This window comes from Celeribacter sp. SCSIO 80788 (assembly GCF_051054295.1).
GTDB lineage: Bacteria > Pseudomonadota > Alphaproteobacteria > Rhodobacterales > Rhodobacteraceae > Celeribacter.
Genome location: NZ_CP150482.1, coordinates 3071717 through 3095026 on the forward strand (window position 1 = coordinate 3071717; position 23310 = coordinate 3095026).

General features: G+C 60.7%; 19 protein-coding genes. 14 read left to right on the plus strand and 5 right to left on the minus strand.

What is annotated here, in order from left to right; translation table 11 throughout:
- Positions 1-373: 373 nt before the first annotated feature.
- On the plus strand, positions 374-2581 hold the full coding sequence (locus V1471_RS15470) for an ATP-dependent nuclease (protein WP_434289905.1): 2208 nt from the start codon (positions 374-376) through the stop codon (positions 2579-2581).
- Entirely contained in the window at positions 2563-4461 is a 1899-nt protein-coding gene (locus V1471_RS15475; RefSeq protein ID WP_434289906.1) for a UvrD-helicase domain-containing protein, read from the plus strand. The genes V1471_RS15470 and V1471_RS15475 overlap by 19 nt, the downstream gene beginning before the upstream one ends.
- A 487-nt stretch (positions 4462-4948) precedes the next feature.
- Here V1471_RS15475 and V1471_RS15480 read toward each other — a convergent pair whose 3' ends face one another.
- From V1471_RS15480 to V1471_RS15490, 3 genes are all read right to left on the minus strand, one after another.
- A complete protein-coding gene (locus V1471_RS15480; RefSeq protein ID WP_434289907.1) occupies positions 4949-6208 on the minus strand; it encodes an O-antigen ligase family protein in 1260 nt (419 codons plus the stop codon).
- Positions 6186-7664, minus strand: coding sequence for a GumC family protein (locus tag V1471_RS15485; protein ID WP_434289908.1), 1479 nt, complete (start codon positions 7662-7664; stop codon positions 6186-6188). Before V1471_RS15485 ends, V1471_RS15480 begins: the two co-directional genes overlap by 23 nt.
- Positions 7665-7789: 125 nt before the next feature.
- Complete coding sequence (locus tag V1471_RS15490) at positions 7790-8404, minus strand: response regulator transcription factor (RefSeq protein ID WP_434289909.1); 615 nt, start codon at positions 8402-8404, stop codon at positions 7790-7792.
- 279 nt (positions 8405-8683) lie between these two features.
- Here V1471_RS15490 and V1471_RS15495 point away from each other — a divergent pair, with 279 nt between their 5' ends.
- The 3 genes from V1471_RS15495 to V1471_RS15505 all read left to right on the plus strand — a co-directional run bounded on the left by V1471_RS15495 (position 8684) and on the right by V1471_RS15505 (position 13221).
- Positions 8684-10069 (plus strand): WecB/TagA/CpsF family glycosyltransferase, encoded by a 1386-nt coding sequence (locus V1471_RS15495; protein ID WP_434289910.1) that lies wholly within the window; start codon positions 8684-8686, stop codon positions 10067-10069.
- Positions 10070-10195: 126 nt separating this feature from the next.
- Positions 10196-10729 carry a molybdopterin-dependent oxidoreductase gene (locus V1471_RS15500; RefSeq protein ID WP_434289911.1) on the plus strand — a complete coding sequence of 178 codons (534 nt, stop codon included), beginning with the start codon at positions 10196-10198 and terminating at the stop codon, positions 10727-10729.
- A complete protein-coding gene (locus tag V1471_RS15505; RefSeq protein ID WP_434289912.1) occupies positions 10726-13221 on the plus strand; it encodes an ATP-binding protein in 2496 nt (831 codons plus the stop codon). Before V1471_RS15500 ends, V1471_RS15505 begins: the two co-directional genes overlap by 4 nt.
- A 29-nt stretch (positions 13222-13250) precedes the next feature.
- Here the strand turns inward: V1471_RS15505 and V1471_RS15510 are convergent, their stop codons facing one another.
- The gene (locus tag V1471_RS15510) at positions 13251-14459 is read right to left on the minus strand and encodes a polysaccharide biosynthesis/export family protein (RefSeq protein WP_434289913.1); all 1209 of its coding nucleotides are present in this window, start codon (positions 14457-14459) and stop codon (positions 13251-13253) included.
- Between the two features lie 204 nt (positions 14460-14663).
- Here V1471_RS15510 and V1471_RS15515 point away from each other — a divergent pair, with 204 nt between their 5' ends.
- Genes V1471_RS15515 through V1471_RS15530 form a run of 4 tightly spaced genes read left to right on the plus strand, consistent with a single transcriptional unit; the run spans position 14664 to position 18888 of the window.
- Positions 14664-15917 carry an oligosaccharide flippase family protein gene (locus tag V1471_RS15515; RefSeq protein ID WP_434289914.1) on the plus strand — a complete coding sequence of 418 codons (1254 nt, stop codon included), beginning with the start codon at positions 14664-14666 and terminating at the stop codon, positions 15915-15917.
- Complete coding sequence (locus V1471_RS15520) at positions 15908-16831, plus strand: glycosyltransferase family 2 protein (RefSeq protein ID WP_434289915.1); 924 nt, start codon at positions 15908-15910, stop codon at positions 16829-16831. Before V1471_RS15515 ends, V1471_RS15520 begins: the two co-directional genes overlap by 10 nt.
- Positions 16832-16843: 12 nt before the next feature.
- On the plus strand, positions 16844-17830 hold the full coding sequence (locus V1471_RS15525) for a glycosyltransferase family 2 protein (protein ID WP_434289916.1): 987 nt from the start codon (positions 16844-16846) through the stop codon (positions 17828-17830).
- Positions 17831-17862: 32 nt separating this feature from the next.
- On the plus strand, positions 17863-18888 hold the full coding sequence (locus V1471_RS15530) for a glycosyltransferase (RefSeq protein ID WP_434289917.1): 1026 nt from the start codon (positions 17863-17865) through the stop codon (positions 18886-18888).
- Here the strand turns inward: V1471_RS15530 and V1471_RS15535 are convergent.
- The gene (locus tag V1471_RS15535; RefSeq protein ID WP_434289918.1) at positions 18882-19805 is read right to left on the minus strand and encodes a helix-turn-helix domain-containing protein; all 924 of its coding nucleotides are present in this window, start codon (positions 19803-19805) and stop codon (positions 18882-18884) included. The two genes, V1471_RS15530 and V1471_RS15535, sit on opposite strands and share 7 nt — an antisense overlap.
- 206 nt (positions 19806-20011) lie before the next feature.
- On the opposite strand from V1471_RS15535, the gene V1471_RS15540 reads away from it, so the two are divergent.
- Genes V1471_RS15540 through V1471_RS15560 form a run of 5 tightly spaced genes read left to right on the plus strand, consistent with a single transcriptional unit; the run spans position 20012 to position 23290 of the window.
- Positions 20012-21148 (plus strand): amine dehydrogenase large subunit, encoded by a 1137-nt coding sequence (locus V1471_RS15540; protein ID WP_434289919.1) that lies wholly within the window; start codon positions 20012-20014, stop codon positions 21146-21148.
- Complete coding sequence (locus V1471_RS15545; protein ID WP_434289920.1) at positions 21148-21675, plus strand: MauE/DoxX family redox-associated membrane protein; 528 nt, start codon at positions 21148-21150, stop codon at positions 21673-21675. Before V1471_RS15540 ends, V1471_RS15545 begins: the two co-directional genes overlap by 1 nt.
- Positions 21676-21691: 16 nt before the next feature.
- Positions 21692-22309, plus strand: a complete 618-nt coding sequence (locus tag V1471_RS15550) for a redoxin family protein (protein ID WP_434289921.1) — start codon at positions 21692-21694, stop codon at positions 22307-22309.
- A gap of 2 nt (positions 22310-22311) precedes the next feature.
- Entirely contained in the window at positions 22312-22833 is a 522-nt protein-coding gene (locus tag V1471_RS15555; RefSeq protein WP_434289922.1) for a methylamine dehydrogenase light chain, read from the plus strand.
- Positions 22834-22882: 49 nt separating this feature from the next.
- Positions 22883-23290, plus strand: a complete 408-nt coding sequence (locus V1471_RS15560) for a c-type cytochrome (RefSeq protein ID WP_434289923.1) — start codon at positions 22883-22885, stop codon at positions 23288-23290.
- Positions 23291-23310: the final 20 nt, after the last annotated feature.

Here is a 23310-nt window from a genome sequence, read left to right on the forward strand (position 1 = left end):
GCAGAAGTTTGCTGTCGTTCGCCATAAGTGCTCGCTCTACGCTGCAGACGCGAGAGCTTCTGAAAGAAGGGCGGGAAGCGGACATTAGCTGCACACAAGGCCAACGGCATCTCAGCGCGCCTAGCCGCCGTTGACCGAGTTGCGCCCAATCGACGGGACAGCGGATAGAGCTGCCGTTCCGAGCAGAAACCAGAAAGCCTGCCAAAGCGGATGCCGACCGGAAAATTTCACTGGGCGCGCGTTTTTTTGATGTGCCAATCGAGCACATGCAAGCCGTATCGGTCCGTTTCACATAATGTCTCGTGCTGACTACTTCACATGAGGTCGGCGATAAAATAGGCTTACTTGAGGCCAGATTGAGCGAGGGTGAGTTGTGCGGATCGACAAGATTAAGATTTCGAACTTTCGATCACTGCGCAATCTTGAAGTTGATCTGGAAGCCTATCTCTCAGTCATTGTTGGCAAGAATAACTCGGGGAAAACCTCCTTACTACTCGCCTTGGAGCGTTTTCTCGGTGGCGGGGTCACGCCTCGGTTCGAAATCGATGACTTTAATCTTGAGTTTCAGTCTGAACTGGTAAAGCTCCTCACCGGTGAAGCCGAGCACATCGATCCTGCGTCGGTCTGCGGCATCTCGCTACGACTTTTCATCGACTACGGGCCCGACGACGATCTGGGCAATGTCGGCAACAAGGTCATCATGGATCTTGATCCTGCGAACCGGACGATCATTCTCGACTTCTACTATCATCTTGTCCCAGAAAATTTGACTGCAATGCGGCGCGACTTTACTGCGCAGAGTGTGAAAAAGGGCGAAAAAGCCAAGACAGCTGCAGACTTTCTCCGAGACGAGCATCGCCGCTATTTCAGCATTGCTCGTCGCAGCGTGCAGTTCGATCACCTGACACACAGAGTTCTCGAGGAGAATTTTGTCGACCTTATCAAGGAAAAGATCGCGGTCGACAACATAATCTCTTTCAAGAGGATCAATGCGCGACGATCTGTGTCAAATCGGGATTCGGACCGAGGACTCTCCACGATGTCCGCCAAGATTTACAAGGCGATGTCAGCCGACACTGGCGGAGACGCCGTAATTGAAACTTTCAAAGATGCACTCAGGCAAACCGACGGCCAGCTCGATGCAATCTACGCTGATCTTTTCAAGGACATTATCGAAGATGTGCGACAGTTCGGGGGTATCCGGGAGGGCGATACCCAGATCAGGATCACTTCCACTCTTCAGCACAGGGATATGCTTGAGGAGAATACCACAGTCATGTACGGGCATGGCGCCGATTTGCCAGTCCTACCTGAGAGCCACAATGGGCTCGGCTACCTCAATCTAATCAGCATAATATTCGAGATCAAAATTCTCCTTAACGAATTCAAACGAGGTGCAGCCCCACGCCCGGCCGATATCAATCTTTTGTTTATCGAGGAGCCAGAGGCTCATACGCATCCCCAGATGCAAGCGGTGTTCATCAAAAACATCAAGGACCTCGTTGGGCGGGCGATTGAGAACACAGAAGGCATAAGTCGTCCGCTACAGACAATCGTATCCACACATTCGGCCCACATAGTCGCCGAATGCGATTTCGACGATATCAAGTATTTCCGAAAGCAAGCCGCCGCGACAAGCTCCAAAAACCTCAAGGATCTTCGGGAGCTGTATGAGGCCTCGGGACAGCCTGGACACTATAAATTCCTGAAACAGTATCTCACCCTCCACCGCTCCCAGTTGTTCTTCGCGGACAAAGCAGTTCTGGTCGAGGGCGATACAGAGCGCATTCTACTTCCAGCTATGATGCGCAAGATCGACCAGTCTGATGCCCGTGCCGCTTGGGCCGCCGGTCAAACGCCCCCTATGGCATTGTTGTCGCAGAACATATCGGTCATCGAAGTCGGTGCGCATTCACACATCTACGAGATATTTCTCGATTTCATCGGCGTGAAAACACTAATCATTACTGACATCGATTCCGGCAAGGAAGTGATGGTTGAAAAGGAAGGTAAAAAGCCGCAAAAGGCTATCGCCGCTCACGCGATTGATGGCGCAACCCATACAACCAACTTTGCTTTGCGGTTCTATCACGGCAAAGGTCCCGAGATTGCTTATTTAGTCGGGCTGTCGCTCCCACAGAAAACCGTGCAGAAGGACACGCAAACCGGGAAATGGGGTGCGCATGCCGATGGTCGCGTTATGTGTGCTTTCCAGATAGCCGAGGAGGATGAGGCGGGTGAAAGCTATCACGCACGCAGCTTCGAGGACGCCTTCTTCCATATAAATCGGGAGTTCATACAGATTGCGAGCAACGGCGATGAGGGCAGAGTAGGTTTTCCTAGCCTCGTCGAAAGCCATCTACGGACATACCTAGATGACCATGGATCATCCTTCGATATGGCCAAGAACGGCATTGGTAAAAAGCCGGCCTTCGTGATCGAAATCCTTCTTAACAGCGAGACCGCGACAGAGACTGTCAAGAATCCTGACGGAAGAGAGAGAATTTTCGACATAGAATTCCATAACTGGAAGACACCCAGATACATCGAGGAGGGGCTGGTGTGGATCAAGCAGGACTGAAGCTTGAGCCAGACGTCGAGGCAGCCCTCGCCCATATTGCGGCTGGTCAAGACTTCCTACTTAGCGGCGGTGCCGGAAGCGGCAAGACCTATTCACTGGTTCAGTTGATCGGTGAGCTTCTGCGAACAGACCACAGCTCCTTTATCGCATGCATCACCTATACGAATGCCGCCGTTCACGAGATTGAATCACGTGTATCTAACGCGCGGCTGTTCGTAAGCACGATCCACGAGTTTCTTTGGGAAGCAATCGCACCCTATCAAATCGAGCTCAAAGCTACTCTAATGAAGCTGCTGAGCGGCGAAAATCCTGCGATCAGACCCGGTAGCACGGTGGTGACCGCCGATATGTTTGACGACAAGGTGATCCAATACAAAGATTACATGCTCCTCGGCGATGGCGTCATCTCCCACGATGAGATCATTAAACTGGCAGCTGCCATGTTCCAAAGCTATCCAAGGTTGCGCGATATTCTGCGCGACCGTTTCCGATATATTCTTGTAGATGAGTATCAGGACACCGCACCCGAGGTCGTCAGGATCCTCCTCGACTATCTTACGCAAAGCACACGTAAGGGCGTCTGTGGCTTTTTCGGCGATGCCATGCAGTCGATCTATGATGATGGTGTAGGCGATATTCAGCACTATGTCGTCACCGCTGCTGTCAAGGAGGTTAGGAAGGAACAGAACCGACGCAACCCGCGACTGGTTTTCGAGTTGGCTAACAGGCTTCGAACCGATGGCATCGTCCAGCACGCCTCGGAAGATCTCACCGCGCCCAACATGCACGAGGGCAGCGTTCGCGACGGACAAGTTCGCTTCTACTACACCACGGGCGACGAGAGCCGGCTGCAGGATGTTAGAAACCATCTCGGGTGGGATTTCTCAGATGTCGTGGAAACGAAAGAGCTCAATCTCACGCATAACCTGATCGCTCCTCAGGCCGGATTTGGCGACCTGATGGCCATCTACGACCGAGATAGTGTTCTCAGCTTTCGAAATCGAATCGTCACCTTCATCAAGAGGAATGATGATATTGCCAAATATGACAACCGCACATTCGGTGAGACGGTCGCCCTGTTGCAGGAAGGCAAGGCGGGTCCCGCCCTAAATGCGGTTTCCCCGACGGCCGGAATGAGACAATTTATCGAGTCGCGACCAGATCTGATGGCCAATGCCGAAGCGCGTAACTTCCGCGAATTCCGGCGCATGTATGTCGACAAGGAACAGCTCCTCGATGACAAGAAGCAAAGTGAGGAGGAGCTGGCGCGCAAGGGTTCGAACCGTTGTGACTTCATCAGCCACGTCTTCAAGATACAAAAGGTTGTTCACCTGTATCAGCAACGCCGATACAATGAATTTCTGCGCCATACCGAGTTCAGGCTCTCCCGATCAGAGGATAAGATACGATTGAAGGAGCGCATTGAGGCGATCGTTGCCATGCGCGAAACGCCTGTGGCGGAGGTAATACACTATGCTCACGAAAATGGGCTGTGTGTCATTGACGATCGCTACCGGCAGTTCATCGAGAGGAAGGGCTATCTTTACGATCGCTTAAAGCATGTTCCCTTTCGATCATTCCAAAATGTATATGAGTATCTCGAAGGGCGTACCACGTTCTCGACGCAGCATAAAATCAAGGGGCGCGAATTCGATCGGGTTCTCGTCGTCATGGATTCCGGTGGCTGGAATAACTACAATTTCAACTATCTGTTCGAAGGCGGAGGTAATCCAACGGTCCTCGCCCGTACCCAGAAGCTATTCTACGTCTGCTGCACCCGCGCCAAGGACACGCTCGCCGTCTATTTCCACAATCCATCTACGGAAGCGCTGAGACAGGCTGAGGCATGGTTCGGCGCTGACAATTGCGTGGCATTGTGATGTAGTTGCATAGCTAGCTGGCGTCCGTCCGCTTTGGTAAAGGACCGGTCATGCGCTGCACTTGGCACGAATGTCGGCTTCGGGACGTTTTGATCTCCTTTTTCTTCGCTGCAAGTGAACTCATCTGGCTTTCAAGGAGTCTCAGAGACGCTTGTCTCCGAAATCTCAAGAGCGCGTTTTCTTATTCCTGCCACAGCAGGGGATGAGTCGAAATATTGCCCAGCCGCAACGAAAGATCCTTTGGATGGGCTGTCGCGGTCTTGGCGCTGGCGGGTGATGTATAGCTGAGATCCGCGCAGTGACTGCGCTGGGGGCAGAAGCATTCGCCAGCAGAGGCAAACATTTTGCAAAAATTGCTAGACTAAATAGAGACGATTTCCGGTGTTTTCACGTCCCATAGTTTTGCCACTTTGCCCCCCATCGTTCTGCCTCTGCCTCTGGCTCATATAATCGGTGCATTTCCCTGTCTGGTGATGAGGAGGATCCTTCATCCGAAGCTGCGCAATTCACGTGCATGGATGCCGAGCATCAAAAGCGCGGGCCAGAGCAGATAGGTCTCGATCTCGATATTCTCGCCGAAGGATAAAAGCGCGATCACGAGACACAGCCCCAAAGGCAATCGTCCGCGCGGGCCTCGGGCGGCGTCTTGCACCGCAAGCGCGACCTGCCAGACCAGCGGCACAAGAAAGGCGAGAAAGCCGACGACGCCTTTGACAAAGAGCAGCCCGAACCAGGTGTGGTGCGATCCGATGGGCATATATTCCACCAGATGAGGCCCGGGCTGGACGCGGCCATGACCGAACCAGACGGCTTCTTCCTGCCAGCGCTCATAGGCGATGCGTTGCAGGGTCGCCCGCACACGGGTGCTGTCGGCGCGCGCGGATTTGAACGCCATAACCCCGGCGCCGAGCGTGCGGGCCAATCCCTGCCCGGTGACGGCCAGCGAGGCCACCAGTGCCGCCAGCGCCGCCCAGGCCCAGCTGCGCAAGACCAGTGGCATCAGACGCGGCCCGAGGGTGCAGCCCACCAAACCGACAAGCCCCATCCGGGATTTCGAGGCGAGGATCATGATCACACCCGCGGCCATCCCCGCCGCCCGCCACCCGCGATGCTTTTCTTCCAAAGCGAACAGCACCGTGCAGACGCCCAAGAGCGCCGCGAAGGGGGACCATGGCGCAAAGAACTGCCAGCGCGGGGTCCAGGACGACGGATCGTAGGTGAAAAAGAACACCGAAAAATACTCCGGCCCCGGCCCGCCCACGGCTTTGAGCGGCGAGGTCCAGATGCGCTCCGGCAATCCCAGGTAGGGGGCGGCGATCAGCACCGGTGTGACGCATAATGTCCAGAGGCCGAGCTTGCATTGCGCCCGGATCACGACCTCGCGACGCAGGGGCAGCACGGCACCCGCCAGAGGGAACAAGGCCATCAGGGCCCAGCCCTTGGCCCAGCCGACGGTCGACTTGATCGTCTGCTTGATCCCCATCTCCCAATTCAAATGCCCCACCCAAAGCGCGATCAGCATGACGACCATGGCGACGCACCACGCGATCACAATCGGCGGCGGTGCGCCTGTGGCACGCAGGTCGTCGCGCATCGCGGGGCCCAGATAGAGCGACAGACAAGCCAGCCCCGCGAGGCTCCAGGCCAGAACCGGCCCAATCACGTAAAGCGCGCCCAAGGCATAGAGCGGCCAGGTCCAGACAATTGTCGACCAGACGATGCGTTCAGGCAGCGTTTGCGGCGTCATCGGAGCCTCTTCGGGTCAAACTGGTGATCACGGCATTGCGGACCCAGCCCATGACAAGCGCCACGAGCAACAGGATACTCGCCCCGCCGCCTGCCGCGATGGACAACTTTTTGCTGGGCGAAGAGGGTGCATCCGGCAGGGTCGGGTCTTCGAGCACCTGCACCAGAGGGTAGGAGGCGTAAATGTCCGTCCGTTGCGATTGGGTGCGGGCGATGGCGGAGGCAAACACCGCCTCGGCGACATCGAAATCCCGCTGAAGATCTTCCAACCGTGCAGCATCCGGTGCCAGCGCATCGAGGCGGGCGCGTTCGGCGGCCAGTTGCGTCTCAAGTGTCCCGAGCTCGCTCGCAAGGCCTGCGCGCTCGGTCTCCTTGCGCACCAGATCGGCCAAAAGCGCGCCGCGCCCGCCCTCGACCGATTGCTCCAGTGGCACGCCCGCGCCGATCAGGGCCTGTGCCCGCGCCTGCATCCGCTCTTGAGCCAGACGATGCGCGGCTTGTGTGCGCTCGACCTGCGGGTGGTGCGCACCATAGCTGGCCTGCGCCGTGGCGAGATCGGAAGAGGTCTTTGCCGTGGCTTGCATCAAGGCCACATAAATCTCGTCGCTGTTCAGTTTCAGGATATGCGCGGCGGTGCGGGCATCGACGTCCAGACGTCCCTCCAGCTGCCGGACCGTGCTTTCGACACGGGCATGTTCGGCGCGCTGCGTTTCGATCCGCGCGCGCAAGGCCTCCGCCTCTTGCAGATATCGTTGGTATTGCTCGGCAGAGTACAGGCCGGAGCTGTTGCGCAGGGCGGCGATGTCGTCGCGGGTGCGGGCGACGGAGGCGCGATAGTCGTGGATCGCGTCGAGCCCCCCGATCTCGCGGGTCTCCTGTTCATCCGCACGCAGCCGGTCGATCTCCGCCGTGAACGCGGTCAAAAGCGCGCGTGTGCGGGCGCGGGCCTCTTCGGGGCTGGGGCCGTTGAGTTTGACGTGTATGAAGGCGGTCTGATCGACGAGCTGCACCTGCGGATTGCCAAAAGCCGTGCGCGGGACGTCAAGCTGGCGGGCGGCTTCCAAGACGACCCGGTCGGCGGCGATCAGGCGCTTGTAGGTCTCCGTCGGGCTCACCGAATTGTTCGCAAAGGCTGAATTCGTTTGGGTCGACGCCTGCCCGATCTCCGCCAGATTGACCGAAGACGAGGCCCCTGAGCCGGGCAGGATCAGGGACATATGGCTGGTGAAACTTGGCGGTGTCGAACTGAGGTAAAACAGGATCGGTGTCCAGACGCTTGCAAGACCGGCCAGCAAGAACACCAGATAGCGCGGCAGTCGCCCGAGGTCTCGGGTCGAACCACCACGCAGCAGCCGTCCGAAAGACGGCCAGCTGCGCGCCAAAGGGATGCGCAGGCGCGGCAAACGGTGGACGGCAGAGGCCTTTGCAGAGGCCGGGGGGGCAAAACTGAGGGTCACTGGAAAACTCCTTTGCCCTCAGTCTATCAATGCATGCGCCTTAATCCCTGCACGCGTCCGGCCTGTCGCGCGGCGCGTTTGCTTTCGAGCCTCGCCTTTCGGATAGGATCAGAACAGAGCGCAGGTCAGAACAGACCGGCATCGCGGGCGACAATCGCCGCTTGGGTGCGGTTGTTGACCTCGAGCTTGCGAAACAGGGTTTTCATATGCAGTTTGATCGTTGGCTCCGTCAGGTCGAGATCGCGGGCGATCTCCTTGTTCGACTTGCCGGCCGAAAGACCTTCGAGCACCTGCATCTCGCGCGGGGTGAGCCTTTCTTCGAGCGGGTGGGCTTCCGTGTCATCCGGCGCAGTCATGAAGTCGATTGGCGCATATTGTTCGCCCATCGCCATGAACCGGACGGCATTGGCCAGAGATTTCGCGGGCAGGGTTTTCGGCACGAATCCCGCTGCGCCAAGCGCAAGCGCCTGTTCGGCGATCTCTTTCGTCGCTTCGCCGGACATCAGCGCAACCCTTTGGCCGCCCCCTTGCGCGAGCGCACGTTTGAGCCCCTCAAGCCCCTGCATGCCCGGCATTCGGTAATCCAGAAGCACCAGATCGTAGGGCGCATCCTCAGCGACCCGGTCGAGCGCCTCATCGAGGCTCGCCGCGCTGCCCGTCTCAATCCCGCCCTGTGCGGTCAGAAAGGCAATCAACGTGTCGCGCAGGAGATCATGGTCATCGGCAATCAATACGCGCATCAAAGTCTTCCTCTTCTCGCACAGTCCTGAACGAGCCCCCGGGCACAGTCTACGGACGTACATAAAATATTCACCAACAATAACGTGTAGCGCGCCTATCCCGAAGGGTAGGCACGATCCCCTCCGGATCAGCGTCCCATCAGTTGCGCCATATGTCACGTGCTTTCGGAGCATAGCACGATCCTCTGCGCTTTGCGCATCTCCCTTCGCGAAATTGCGAGAGAGGTCAGAGATCTGGACCCTGAGAGACAGAAACGTCTCATAAAAGGTCTTCTGCTCATGACACAGCATTACTCTCTTTTTGACGGACCTCATGCGCCCGTCATCCTGCCTGACACTCTGCCGACTCTGTCCGTTCTGGGCCTGCCCCTGATCAACAGCACAAGTCTGAAGGTGATCCCGCAGCTTCTGCAAACGCAGCCGCAAACCGTCTATTTCCTCAATGCTCATTGCGCCAATATCAAGGCGCGCGACCGCAGCTACGCCAGCGCTCTGGCGCGCGCGACCCATGTGTTGCCGGACGGGATCGGCGTCGAACTGGCGGCGCGGATGACGGGCGGACATTTCGAGGAAAATCTCAACGGCACGGATTTCACCCCGACGCTTTTGCGCGTCGCAGCGGAGCGCGGCCTGTCGGTCTTCCTGTTCGGCGCCAGCCCCGGCACGGCAGAACGCGCGGCGCAAAAACTGGCCGGGGATCTTCCCGGGCTGCGCATCGCGGGCATCCGCGACGGCTACGAGGGCGCGCGCTGTGCGCAGGCCGCGATTGCCGAGATCAACGCTTCGGGTGCCGACATCGTGCTGGTCGCCATGGGGGTGCCGAAACAGGAGCTTTGGATCGATCAGCACCGCAGTGCACTCAAGGCCCGGCTGGTGATGGGCGTCGGCGCGCTGTTCGATTTCCTCGCGGGCAATGTCACCCGCGCGCCTCTGGTGGTGCGCAAGGCGAAACTGGAATGGGCCTGGCGTCTGATGCAGGAGCCGCGTCGTCTGGCGAAACGTTACCTGATCGGCAACGCGACCTTTCTGTCCCGCGCGGGCTTTCACGCCCTGCGTCGAATCCCGTCCGAAACGGTCTGGAAACGCGCACTCGATCTGGTGGGGAGCGGGATTCTCGTCGCCATGCTCGCACCTCTGATGGTGCTGATCGCAACCCTCATCCAGATCGAGAGCCGTGGCCCTGCGCTATTCAAGCAGGTGCGGGTGGGACAAAACGGTCGGCATTTCACGATCTACAAATTCCGCAGCATGTATCTCGATGCCGAAGACCGTCTTGCTGCGCTGCGGGGTCAATCGGATCGTGAGGGCATCTGTTTCAAATCTCGTCACGATCCGCGCGTGACGCGGATGGGGCGGGTCCTGCGGCGTGCCTCTCTCGACGAGTTGCCGCAGATTTTCAACGTCCTTCTGGGCCAGATGTCACTGGTCGGACCGCGTCCCGCGCTGCCCTCCGAGGTCGAACACTTCCCGGTCGCCGCACAGGAGCGTCTGCGGGCGCGACCGGGCATCACCGGCTTGTGGCAGGTGTCCGGGCGCGCGGACATCGGTTTCGAGAAGATGATCGATATGGACATTGCCTATGTCCGGTCGCGCTCTGTGCTGCTCGATCTTTTCATTCTGGCGATGACGGCGCGGGCCGTGATCGGTGGACGGGGTGCCTATTGACGCTGCGGTTCTGTCAGGCCGGTTATATCCGAACGGATAGGTGCAAAAGCCCGATGCACCCTAGGTCAAGGCGCTGAAACGGTGCAGAATACCGAGATTGCCAGAGATTTTATCAGGAGTGCCTCAATGATTTCCCAGACACCGATCCTTCGCAGGGCGTTGAGAGTGATGGCCCTTGTGGTTCTCCCCTTGGTGCAACCGTTTGCCGCCCTGTCCGATACGTTGGAGGCGCCCGAAGGGGCGGTGATCCTGACCGTCTCGGGCAAGATCGACGCGACCAATGCGGGAGATGTGGCGCAGTTCGATCTGGCCATGTTACAGGCCTTGCCCCCCACGGAGATCACCACGGAGACCATCTGGACCCCAAACGAGCATGTCTTCACCGGCGTCTCTCTGGATGTATTTCTGGACCATATCGGCGCTCAGGGGGGGACACTCCAAGCTCAGGCGATCAATGATTACACCGTCGAAATTCCGGTCAGCGATGCCGTTCCGGGCGGGCCGATCATCGCCTATGCGATGGATGGAGCGCCGATGTCGCGGCGTGACAAGGGACCGCTTTGGATCATCTACCCCTATTCTTCGGGACCTGAGTATCAGACTGAGGTGATCTATACCCGCAGCATCTGGCAATTGGACCGGTTGACCGTCGTAGAATGACACAGGATTTCTCCAAACGAAGCACATGGAACCGGGGGCGCATCGCGTTCTCGGCTCTGGCTTTGGCGGCGCTTGTGCTTCTGGGGGTGCTCGTCTCGGAAGTGGTGCGCGAATTCCGCTGGCTGCGCACGGCCAATTCCGACAACACGCATTGGACATTGAGCCAGGCCGAGGTTGAATTCTTGGAATACCGGGAGGCGATCATTGCGGCGATGCGCCCGGAGGCAGGGTCCGACGCGTTGACCCGTCTGGTGATCGAATTCGACATTTTCTACAGCCGCATGGCGACCTTCGGCACCGGCAAGCTTTTTGTCGATCTGCGGGCGCGTCCCGGTTTCGGAACACCGATCGCAGAGGTGCGCGCGCATCTGGATGCGCTTGTCCCGATCATCGACGGTCCGCCTGAGACGCTCACGGCCTCGCTTCCGGTCTTGCTTGAGGACAGCGACGAAATCCGTCTGTTGCTGCGCCGCGCCGCCACCGAAGGGCTGCAATTCTTTGCGGAACAGGCCGAAGCCAGCCGCACTTCGGTCGGCAACACGCTTTTGCGTCTCGCCGCTCTGACCGTGGCGATGTTTCTGGCGCTGATCTTCGCCATGTGGCGGCTTCAGCGTGCGAGTCTCCAGACCCAGAAACGAGGCCGTCAGCTTGCCGATGCCTATGCGCGGCTCAACACGATTTTGGAAACGTCGCTCGATGCGGTCATCGTCACCGATCTCGACGGTCATATCCTGACCTTCAACGCTGCCGCGGAACGGATATTTCAGTACAACCATGATGCGGTGCTCGGGCACAATCTGGCCGAAATCATCATACCGGATCACCTGCGTGCTGCCCATGAACAGGGCATGCAACGCCTGCGTCAAGGCGGCGAGATGAAGGTCGTCGGCCACGGTCGTGTGCGCCTTGAGGCCAAACGCCGCGATGGCTCTCTCTTTCCTGTCGAACTGGCGTTGCAAAAAGGACAGGTGGCCGGCAGCGACGTGATCGTGGGGTTCCTGCGGGACATCTCGCGACTGGTCGCCTCGGAAAACGCCTTGGTCGAGGCCCGCGACAAGGCATTGGCCGGGGAAAAGGCCAAGGCCGAATTCCTCGCCATGATGACGCATGAGATCAGAACGCCATTGAACGGGCTTTTGGGCAATCTGTCCTTGCTCAAGCAAACCGAGCTTGGCGCGCGACAACAGAATTATCTGCGCAATATGGAGATTTCCGGCGATCTTCTGATGCGCCATGTCGATGCCGTTTTGGATGTCGCACGGTTCGAGGCCACGGGCATCCAGCCCCAGGAGGAGATCGTTCACCTCGGTCAATTGCTACAGGATATCGTCGATTCCCAAGCCAGTGCAGCCACCGCGCGCGGCAATCGCATTCGTTGGGAATGGGCCGGTCCTGCGGTGTGTTGGGCGCGGCTGGATGGCGCGCGCATGCGTCAGATCCTTTTGAATCTTGTCGGCAATGCGATCAAGTTCACCCGCAATGGTCAGATCCTGATCGAGGCCGAGGTCTCCGAAGAGGCGGCCACCATGTTGGAAGTCCGGGTGATCGATACCGGGATCGGGATCGCCAAGGATCGGCACAGCCTTGTCTTCGACGATTTTCACACCGTCAGCGACGTCGATACGGACATCAGTGGCACAGGGCTTGGCCTCGGGATCGCGCGACGGTTCGTCGAGGCGCTGGGGGGCGAGATCGGGCTGGAGAGCGTTCAAGGCGAAGGCAGTGTCTTTTGGTTGCGTATACCGATCCAGCGCGTTGACGCGCCAGATGCGGACGCGCTTGCCGAACTGCCACCGCTAAGTGCACCGCAAAACATCCTTCTGGCGGAAGACAATGACATCAATCTCGAACTGGCGCGCGAAATGCTACAGCATTTCGGCCATCGCGTGGTCGAGGCCCGAAATGGTGCCGAGGCGGTGACGGAGGCGGCACGCCAGCGTTTCGACATCATTCTGATGGATATTCGCATGCCGGTGATGGATGGTCTGCAAGCCACGCAGCATATTCGGCAAGGCGACGGTCCGAACCGCGCCACCCCGATCATCGCCGTGTCGGCAAACGTCCTGCCCGAAGCGCGAGAGCGTTTTCTGGCTTCGGGCATGTCAGGCTTTCTGCCCAAGCCGCTGGACAGTGCCTCGCTGGCTTCGTTGGTGTCGACGCATGGAGCCGGTGAGGCCCCTGCACCAGAGCAAGATGTCACCTCGGATGCCGGGACGCTCATCGGGACGGAGACTCAGCGGCTTGCCGAACTGAAGGCGCGCTATCGCGCCGAGATCGAGACATTTCTGTCAGAAGCCTGGACACTGTCTCTGCCGCAGGTGGCAGAGACCTCGCACCGGTTGGCCGGAAGTGCCGCCGCCTTCGGTCACACGACAATTCGCGCCGCACTCGTCTCGCTTGAAATCGCGGCCGAACAGGGCGAAGCGGACGGCTGTATGCTGGCCCTGGACGAAGTGACGACGCTCTGGCGCGACGGGCCCGGCTCGTCATAAACCGAGGCGGCGGGGCAGGGTCGATACGCTCAGTTGGCAACCCCGAGAACAGTGCCGAAGACCCGCCCGATCTCGGTGATATTGGTGACGCTACTGTCATAGCAGGCAATAGAGTCGCCCGGCAAAAGATAGGGGTCGTAATCGTCGCGATCGGCGCGGCGCAACTGGTCTTCGATCTGGCGTTCGATCACGGTAGAGACGCCGGTCATGGGGTTACGGGTGAACAACACAGCGGAGCGATGCGCGCTGCTGGCACGCGCACCACCGACACAATTCGTATCGACAACCGCCTGCATGAACCGTGTCCCGTAAGGCACTTCACGCACCTCCCGCCCGACGGCCGAGGGCGCATTGCCAGTGGCCGGTTGCGTCAGATTGGACAGGAACAGCGACACGCCCGGCGGGCTGATCGGGCTGGGTCGCATCAGGTCGTCCTGAAAACATTGACGCGAAGGCACGACGATCTCGTCCCCCGCAAGCAAGACGATGTCGACGGCATGACGCCCCTCGAACACGCCGCGCAAATCGAGGGAATAGCGGTTCCCTGCGCGATGCAGTTCGATCCGCGACAGATCGGCATCGGGGCGCACCCCGCCAGCCGCACGCAGCGCGGTGGAGAGGTTGCGGGCTTCGGTCGATGCGCCCATCGCGTTTTGTCGGGCGGCATCGAGATCAGCCCCCGCACGGAGGCCGACCTCGACCGAATGCGGCTCGAATACGGCGCCGGACACAGCAACGTTGACGCTGGCCATGTCGCGCAGCCGCACGGAGATTCGGGGGGCCGTCTCGTAAAACCCGTCGGCGCGCAACACCCGCGCAAGCTCGGATTCGATGTCCTCCGTACGACGTCCCTGTGCCTGCACCGGCGGAAGGTACGGTAATTTCAGGAACCCGTCGCGAGAGATTACATAGTCGCCGCTAAAGGTCTCGTCCTCGCCAATGCGGACATCCAAAAGATCGTCGCGCGACAGCCGTTCGCCGCTCAAAATTTGCGGCAGGATTGCGCTGCCCTTGCCTTGCGCGCCGAGGCCGGACGTGCCGTCGCGGCAGCGCTCCATATTCATGCCGGGCGACACAAGATAGACCTCGTCCCCGCTGCGAGCGGGTGGGTCGCGATATTGCGCCTGATAGCCGCCGCCGCTCTCGATGGGGCCGATGTTTTCTGGATTTGGCGCCGGGCTACACCCGGCCAAAAGAGCGGCACAGAGGCTTGTCGAATACAGAAATGAGCGGCTCACGCGGTTTTCCACCTGATCATTCTAAAACTCGATTTCACCCTAGCACCTCGACCTGACCACTGTCGCAGCCACAGTGGAATGGCACGCCTATCCCAAAGAATAGGGTCCGGCGGAAAGGAGATTTTGCACCCTCCGATCGCGTCCGGGACACGTGCCTTAACGGCCCATTAATCTTAACACAACTTTAAAGGGAGCCCGGGATCGGTGTCTAGCAGCAACTTCAACTCCAGCCGCCTCTTCGGGCATCTCATGGCTTACGGCGCCTCGGAGGCCGCAACGAAACTGTCGCGCCTTGGCGTGGTGATCGTGGTGGCCCGCAGTCTCGATCTGGCCGAAGTCGGCCTTGCGGCGGCGGCGCTGGCGATGGGAGATCTGCTGAAATCCCTGACCGAAAATGGTGTCACGCAACGCATCGTGGTCGCGCCCGACCATGAACTCGATGCCGTCTGTCATCGTGCGCATCGGCTCAACTGGCTCTGGTGCGCTGGGCTCTTTGCCGTGCAGGCCGCTTTGGCCGCCGGGCTGTGGCTGGGATTCGGCAAACCCCTTCTGGCGGTGATGGTCCTGTTGCTCGGGGCCGAATACCTCTTCATGCCGGGCGGTCTTGTGCAATGCGGCCTTGCGCTGCGTCAGGGGAAACTGAGCCGTACCGCCGCGATTGCGGGGACACAATCGGTCTCGGCCAATGTGCTGGCGATGCTTCTGGCCGTTCTTTGGCCGACCCCGCTGGCCCTTGTCGTGCCGCGTCTGCTGACCGCGCCGATCTGGCTCGTGATGATGCGTCGTCTCGCGCCGTGGCGCCGCCGCGCGTCGGCTCCTCTCGCCCCGACCGCCACCTTCCTGCGCTATGGCGGGCCGGTTCTGGGCACCGAGGTGATCCGCACGATGCGTCTTCATGCCGACAAACTGCTTGTCGGCGCTCTGCTCGGCCCGGAAGCCTTGGGCGCCTATTTCATGGCGTTCAATGCCGGGCTCAGCCTTGCAAGCTCTTTCTCCACGGCTCTCGCCGCCGTCCTGTTCCCGCATCTTTGCGCCAGTCAGGATCGGGGCGAGGCTCTGGGGCAGGGGGTGCGCCTGTCGCTGGGGCTGATCACGCCTGTCGTGATCCTGCAATCGCTTTTTGCGCCCTGGTACGTTCCGCTGCTGCTCGGTCCCCAACATGCAGCGCTTGCGGAACCCGTCGCCATCCTCTGCCTCGTTGCCATTCCCACCATGATCTGGACCGCCACCGCCGGTTGGATGCGGGCGACCGGGTCGACGCTGCACGAATTGCGCGGCACCCTGATCCTGACCCTGGCACTCATGGTCAGCACCCTGATCTGTGCGCCTTACGGGCTTGGGAGACTTGCCTGGGGTTATCTCGCGACCGCGACCTTCACCATGTTTGTTCTCTCTCTCCCGGCGATGAAGCACGCCTTCCCCAGAATCTTTAAAACGGAGCCGACAGCATGCCTTTGATCTCCGTCGTCATCCCCGTTTTCAACGCAGCCGATACCTTGCCCGACACTCTGCACGCGCTTCAGGCCCAAAGCTGGCGCGAGTGGGAGGCCATTCTGGTCGATGACGGTTCGACCGACGGCAGTTTTGAGCTCGCGCAGCGCTTGGCCACCAAAGATCGCCGCCTCCGCGTGGTCCGCAATCCCGGCAAAGGCCCGAGTGCCGCGCGCAATCATGGCGCCTGCGATCTGGCCCGCGGCGAGATCGTGAGCTTCTGCGATGCGGACGATCTCTGGACGCCGCGCAAGCTTGCGGATGTGGTTGCGGGGATCGAAAAGGGATCGGCCGATGCCATCTTCGGCCGCGTCGGGTTCTTCGCGACCGATCCCGCACGCCCGACCAGCGTGTCGAGCGTGCCCGAAACCCCGCTCAGCATCCCAGTGCTTTTGGGGGAGAACCCGGTCTGCACGCTGTCGAACCTGTCGCTCACACGTGCGCTGTTTTGCCGTCTCGGCGGGCTGCGCGCGGATATGGTGCATAACGAAGATCTCGAATTTCTCGTCCAGCTTCTGGGCCATGGCGCGGTGCTGCGCGGCATAGATGCCGATCACGTGCTCTATCGTCTCAGCCCCGCAGGTCTCTCCGCCAACCTCGAGGCCATGCGCCTCAGCCGGACCGAGGTGCTCAAGACCGCCGCCCGGTTCGGGGTATCCTCAACCGCCCGCGCCGAGGCCCAGTATCTGCGCTATCTCGCGCGCCGCGCCATGCGTCTGGGCGCGGAGCCGCGTCAGGTGCGGGCCTTCCTGCGCGAAGGTCTGAGCACCGAGGCCACGGCTTTTCTCGCCCCTCTGCGCCGCGGTGTCCCGACCGCTTTGGGCGGTCTGATCTACCCGTTTCTGTCACACGGCCAACGCCGCTTTCTCTTCTCTCGTTAAAGGAGCGCTCCCATGCCCTATGCCTCACTCGTCGTCCCCGCGTTCAACGCCGCAGCCACCCTGTCCCAGACATTGGTGTCGCTCTGTTCCCAGACTTTTCGCGATCTCGAGGTGATTGTCGTCAACGATGGCTCCACCGACGACACCGCCCGCATCGCGACAGAGGCCGCCAAATCCGATCCGCGAATTCGCTTGGTCGAGCAGGGCAACCGCGGCCTCGCGGGCGCGCGCAATTCCGGGATCGCGGCGGCCACCGGCACTGTCGTCGGGCTGTGCGATGCCGACGATCTCTGGATGCCGGAAAAACTCGCCGCCCATGTGGCGCATCTGGACGCGGCACCGCATGTCGGGCTGAGCTATGCCGGGTCGGCCTTGATCGATGACGCGGGTCGACGCATCGGCCATGCCCAGCGTCCCCGCCTGCGCGGGATCACCGCCAGCCATGTGTTCAAGCGCAATCCCGTCGGCAACGGCTCGACGCCTGTGTTTCGCCGCGCGGCCCTTGAGGCGCTGGCCTATCGCCCCCAAGGCGAGACCGAGCGCGATTGGGTCTTCGACGAGACATTCCGGCAGTCCGAGGACATCGAATGCTGGTTGCGGTTCAGCCTGACCACCGACTGGAGCCTTGAGGGGCTGCCGGGGCTTTTGACGGAATACCGGCTGAATGCGGGCGGGCTTTCGGCACGCACCGATGCACAACTGGCGGCTTGGGAGCGGATGATCACAAAACTGCGCCCGACCGCGCCCGATTTCTTTGCCCGTCATGAGGATGCGGCCCGCGCCTACCAGCTGCGGTATCTTGCGCGGCGGGCCGTGAGCGGCGGCGAGGGCCATGCTGCGATGGACTATGTGCGGCGCGCGCATCGCCTGTCGAAAATCCCGCTGATCGAAGAGCCCATGCGCACGTTGGCCACGGCAGGGGCGGCCTTTGCCCTTGGACGACTGGGTCGCGATCCGCTTCAGCTTATGGCTTGCCTGCGTCCGCGCGCACGGGCCTGAACCGCAACACATCTCACCGGGAGGAGCCTTCCATGACCGCCAAACTTCGTATCCTTCACCTCATCGACGACACCACGCCCGGCGGCGTGATGCGGGTCATCGAGCATATGAACAGCTCTCCGAACCTTGCGCGGGAAGCCCAGCAAATGCTGCGCGTCGTCGGTCGGGGCGCGGCGCTGCCGCCCTGTGACGCCGATCTGGTGATCTCGCATCTGACCATCAACTGGCGCAGCCTGCCGCGGCTCATCGCTTTTCGCGCGCTCCATAGCGCCGTGCCGATCTGTCATGTCGAACACAGCTATACCGAAGCCTTCACCGCCCATAACGTGCCGTTCAAAGCCCGGTTTTTCACGCTGTTGCGCACCGCCTACGCTCTTTTCGATCGGGTCGTCGCGGTCAGCTCGGCCCAGGCGGAGTGGATGATGCGTCGGGAACTGGTTCGTTCGGGTGCGCTGAGCGTGATCCCGTCTTCCGTTGCGCTCGAACCTTTCCTGAAACTGCCCATGCCGAACGACCGCGCCCGTGTGATCGGTGCGATCGGGCGTCTGCACCGGCAAAAGGGGTTCGATGTGTTGATCAAGGCCTTCCGCACGCTGCCGGACCCAGAGCTACAGCTCTATGTCTGCGGCACCGGGCCGGAAGAGGCGGCTCTCAAGGCCCTTGCGGATGAAGATGCGCGCATCCGATTTTTCGGCCATATGAACGATCCGGTGGCTGTCATGGATGCGGTTGATCTGGTCGTCATGCCGTCTCGCTGGGAAAGCTTTGGCCTTGTTGCTCTTGAAGCCCGCGCGGCGAAACGTCGATTGCTTTGTGCCGATGTGGACGGCCTGCGCGAAAGCGGGGCGGGGGCGGCGTTTGTGAAGGGCCACGATCCGGATGTCTGGGCACAGGCCCTGAAGGCACACATCAACGCCACGCAACGGGCCGCTTCCGAGAGCCCGGTCCTGCGCGATATCGGGGAGGACTGGTGCATGCTATTGCAGTCGATGGCATTGCCCCGCCGCAAAGCGCGCTTGCAAAGCCTGTCCCCGTCGCGTTCCGCTCTGGCTCAGTGATGCTGTGGCGTGGCCCGGCGCAATGTATCCGAGGGGCGTTCTCCGAACATGGCGCGGTAGCTCTGCGAAAACCGGCCCCAATGGTAGTAGCCGAATTCCATGCTGACATCCGACACTTTCGTGCTGCGCGGGTCTGAAAACCGCAACCGGCGATGCACCTCGCTCAGGCGGCGTCCCTTGAGCATTTCGTCAAGCCGCATGCCGGTACGCTCAAGACAGGTCGCGCGCAGTGTCGCGCGATCCCGATCGAGATGTTTCGCCAGATGGCTGACGGTCATCTTGTCGAACGGCAGCTCGTCGCAAGCCGCGAGAATATCCGCCATCAGGCCATGGGGCAGTTTGCGCGGACGCGCCCGGCTGGCTTCCCGCGCCCAAAGCGAAATCCGGTCGATCAGAAGATCCGGCGCCAGATCCAGCACCGCCTGCTGCGCGATGCCCTGGCGCGCGCTTTCCATCAGGGTCAGCATCCAGTCCGCGATGCCATGGCTTTCATACGGCGTGACCGGGCGGGCGCCACTGATGATGTCCTCCGGCAGACAGTCCTGCGGCAGGGTCAGCATGATGTAATCCGCGTCGCTGTCGGTGAAGATATGATAATCCTCGCCCGCGACATGGAGCATCCCGGTGCCCGTGCCAATCGCGCTCGGCAGCCCGCTCATCGAAAGCCGTTTGCCAAGCGAAAACCCGACACAGACATAACCATCCGGGACACGATAGAAATTCTCCATTTTCCGGTTCACGGTCTCGCGATAGAGCGTGATATCCTCCCACTCCAGCGCCGCGATATGCCCCTCGAACGCCCCCGGCGACAATTGTCGGTACAGCTGGTTCCAGCCATCGAGCCCCCGTTCCTGATCGACGAAACTGTCGAACTGGGCTTCCCTTACACGGGTGCGGGGTTTGATGTCTGTGTGCATGTCAAGTGACCGAAATATTTTGATTTTCCTATTCTGAAAGGCCCTGCGGCGGGGAGTGTCAAGCGGGGCGGGGCGGGTTTCGACCGGGAAACGGTAAGATTCACGCGCTGCATATTTTATGGGCGAAATTACCCGACAAGGGCGGATAGCGCGGGCTTGAATCCAGCGCCTATGCTGGTCACGAGACCATCACCAGGAGACAGATGATGAAATCCACAACCGCCGCTTTCGTGGCGCTTGCCGCGCTGACCGGACCGGCTTTCGCACAAGACGCCATCGAACCCGAAACCCTTTCCGTCAAGGAAACCATCGACGAAGGCCCGAACCTTTTCGTGCTCGATCAGGCCTGGAAAGGCCCGTCCTCGATCAACGTGCTGGGCGCCGAAGATTTCGCGATGAAGGGCAATATGGGCCCGGGCACCACCGCGCAGATGGTGCTCTCCGCCGACGGCAAGACCATGTACACCACCTCGGTCTATTTCGAGCGCTACACCTACGGCCCGATCACCAACGTGTTCCACACCTGGGACGTCGACACGCTCAAGATCAAAAGCGAATTCGAATTCGGCGTGAAAATGGCCCATGTCGAAAGCCAGCCCTCGCTGCTGACGCTCTCCTCCGACGAGGCCTATGCGCTGGCCCAGAACGCCACGCCCGCGACCTCCGTCTCGGTGATCGACATCGCCGCTGGCGCCGCCATCGCCGAAATTCCGACGCCGGGCTGCTGGGGCATCTTCCCCTCCACCTCCGGCATGAAATTCACCACGATCTGCGGTGACGGCACCTTCCAGACCTATTCTTACGCCGCCGATGGCACCTTCGGCGATCCGGGCAAGTCTGAGAAAATCTTCGACGTCGATGACGACGCGCTCTTCACCAACGGCGTGCGCATCGGTGAGACCCTCGTCTATGTGTCCTACAACGGCAATCTCTATGTCGTGGACGACAGCGGCGACGTGCCGGTCCTCTCCGAGACCATCGCGCTGACCGAAGGCGTGCTCGGCAAATGGGCCCCCTCCGGCTCCGAGCTGATCGCCTATAACGCCCCGACCAACACCGCTTTCGTGCTGATGCACTCCGGCTCCTACGACGGCTCCCACAAAAACGGCGCCGAACAGATCTGGGCCGTGGATATGGACAGCAAGACCGTCGTCGGTCGCTCCTCCGCGCATCATGAAAACAGCATTCTCGTGACCCAGACCGAAGAGCCGATGCTCTACGGCGCGAACGAGGAAGGCGATGTCTACTCCTATACCGTCGAAATGGGCGATGAGGTCTTCCTCGAAGAGGGCGAAGAGTTCAATATCGGTGGCTGGCCGACCATCATGGAGCTGGATCGCTGATGGGAGACCTGTCGCAGCTCACCTCCGCAACCCTGACGAGCTTTCTCGTGCTCGTTTTGGCGCGCGCGGCCTGGCATAAATGGCAGGCCTTCTATGAGACGGTGGGATTTGCGCAGGGCTATGGGCTTGTGCCCCGTCACATGGTGCCCGTGATCGTGCGCGGACTGACGGGGGCCGAGGCCCTCACCGTCCTCGCACTCCTCCTTCCCGTCACCCGTCCCTTCGGCGGGCTGATGGCGGCGGGGCTGTTCGCGGGCTACGGCGTGCTGATGGCGGCGGCTTTGCTTCGGGGACAGACGGAGATCGATTGCGGCTGCGGTGGCACGCCGCAGATCGTCTCCGGCCTGACCCTCGGGCGCAATGCCGTGCTGACCGTCATGGCGCTGGCCGTCGCGATGATCTCTGTCGGGCCGCTCGGCGCGATGGGGGCCATCATGGCGATCACCGCCGGGATCACGCTTTTCGCGATCTACGGCGTGGCGGAAAAACTCGCCTCCCATCTCCCCCACATCCGGCAGGCCGGATGAGAGAGGACAGAACGATATGAATATACTCATCTTTTCCAACATCGCCCTCTGGGTTGTCGTGCTGGTCCAGATCGCGATCATCTTCGCGCTCGCCCGCCAGATCGGCATCCTCTTCGAACGGGTGTCTCCGGTGGGCGCGATGATTTCGGACAGCGGGCCGGACATCGGTGAAGCCGTGCCGCAAATGACCCTGCCCAATCTCAACGGGCCGGAATTTGCACTGGGCGGGCCGGAAGGGCGGGCACAGCTCGTGTTCTTCCTCTCCACCACCTGTCCGATCTGCAAGGCGCTTCTGCCCGCGATCAAATCGATCCGGGACGATGAAAAAGGCTGGCTCGATGTCGCGCTGGCTTCCGATGGGCGCGAAGCGGCGCACCGGCGGCTCATCGAGGCGGAAGATCTCAACAGCTTCCCCTATGCGCTGTCCTCCGATCTCGGCATGACCTTCAAGGTCGCGAAACTGCCCTTTGCCGTGCTCATCGGGCCGGACGGCAAGGTGCGCGCCAAGGGTCTCGTGAATTCCCGCGAACAGCTCGAAAGCCTGTTCAACGCCTCCGAGACCGGCATTCCCTCTTACCAGGCTGCGGTCGCCCAACAGATGGGCGCCACTCAATTTTCCTCCGAAAGGATCTGATAATGACCAGACTGATCGACAAACTTCTCAAGACCCTCGACAAGCGCGTCGAAACCGGTGCCCGCACCGCCGCACGCAGCCTTGGCCGCCGCAGCTTCATGGCGAAAGCCGGGGCCTCGGTTCTGGGCGCCGCCGTGGCGACCCCGATCCTGCCCTTCGACCGTCGCGCCAACGCTTCCGAACTGCCGGAGGACGAATGCTCCTACTGGCGTCACTGCGCCCTCGACGGCAACCTCTGCTCCACCTCCGGTGGGTCTCTGACGCAATGTCCTCCGGGCTCGTCCGCCTCTTCCGTGTCCTGGGTCGGCACCTGCACCAACCCGGACGACGGCAAGGATTACCTCGTGTCTTATAACGACTGCTGCGGCAAACCGTCGGTCGCCTCCGCGACCTTCTGCTACACCTCCGAGGGTGAGCGTCCGGGCTACCGCATGGGTCTCTACAACGACATCAACTGGTGCATGGCGAACACCGACAAAGGTTACCACTGCACGGTGTCCGTGGTTGTGGGCCTGGCGGAGTGATCCCGAATTGCGCCTTTTGACGACACTCACGGGGGCTGTGGCATGCGCCATGGCCCTCCTCACCCTCCCGGTCTCTGCCGAGACCCCGGAGGAGCTTTTCGAGATTCATTGCGCCGCCTGTCACAACACCGGCGGCATCGGCAATCCGGGTCTTGCCCCGCCGCTCAACCGTCCCGTGTTCTGGCAGGCGCTGGGTGACACCGCGCCCGAATATCTCGCCGGAGTGGTGATCTCGGGCATGGCCGGAAAACTCGACATTCAGGGCCAGATGTACATCGGCCTGATCATGCCGCCGGTGGCCAGCACCACGGACGAGGAACTGGTCGAGATCGGCACATGGGTGCTCCAGACCCTTGGCGAGACCGAAGCTGTGATGACCCAGGAGCTTCTCGAGGCCGCGCGCGAGACCCGTCCGACCCATGCCGATCTGCGGGCGATGCGCCCCGCGGTCGACTGAGCCGGTAGACAGAAAGGAAG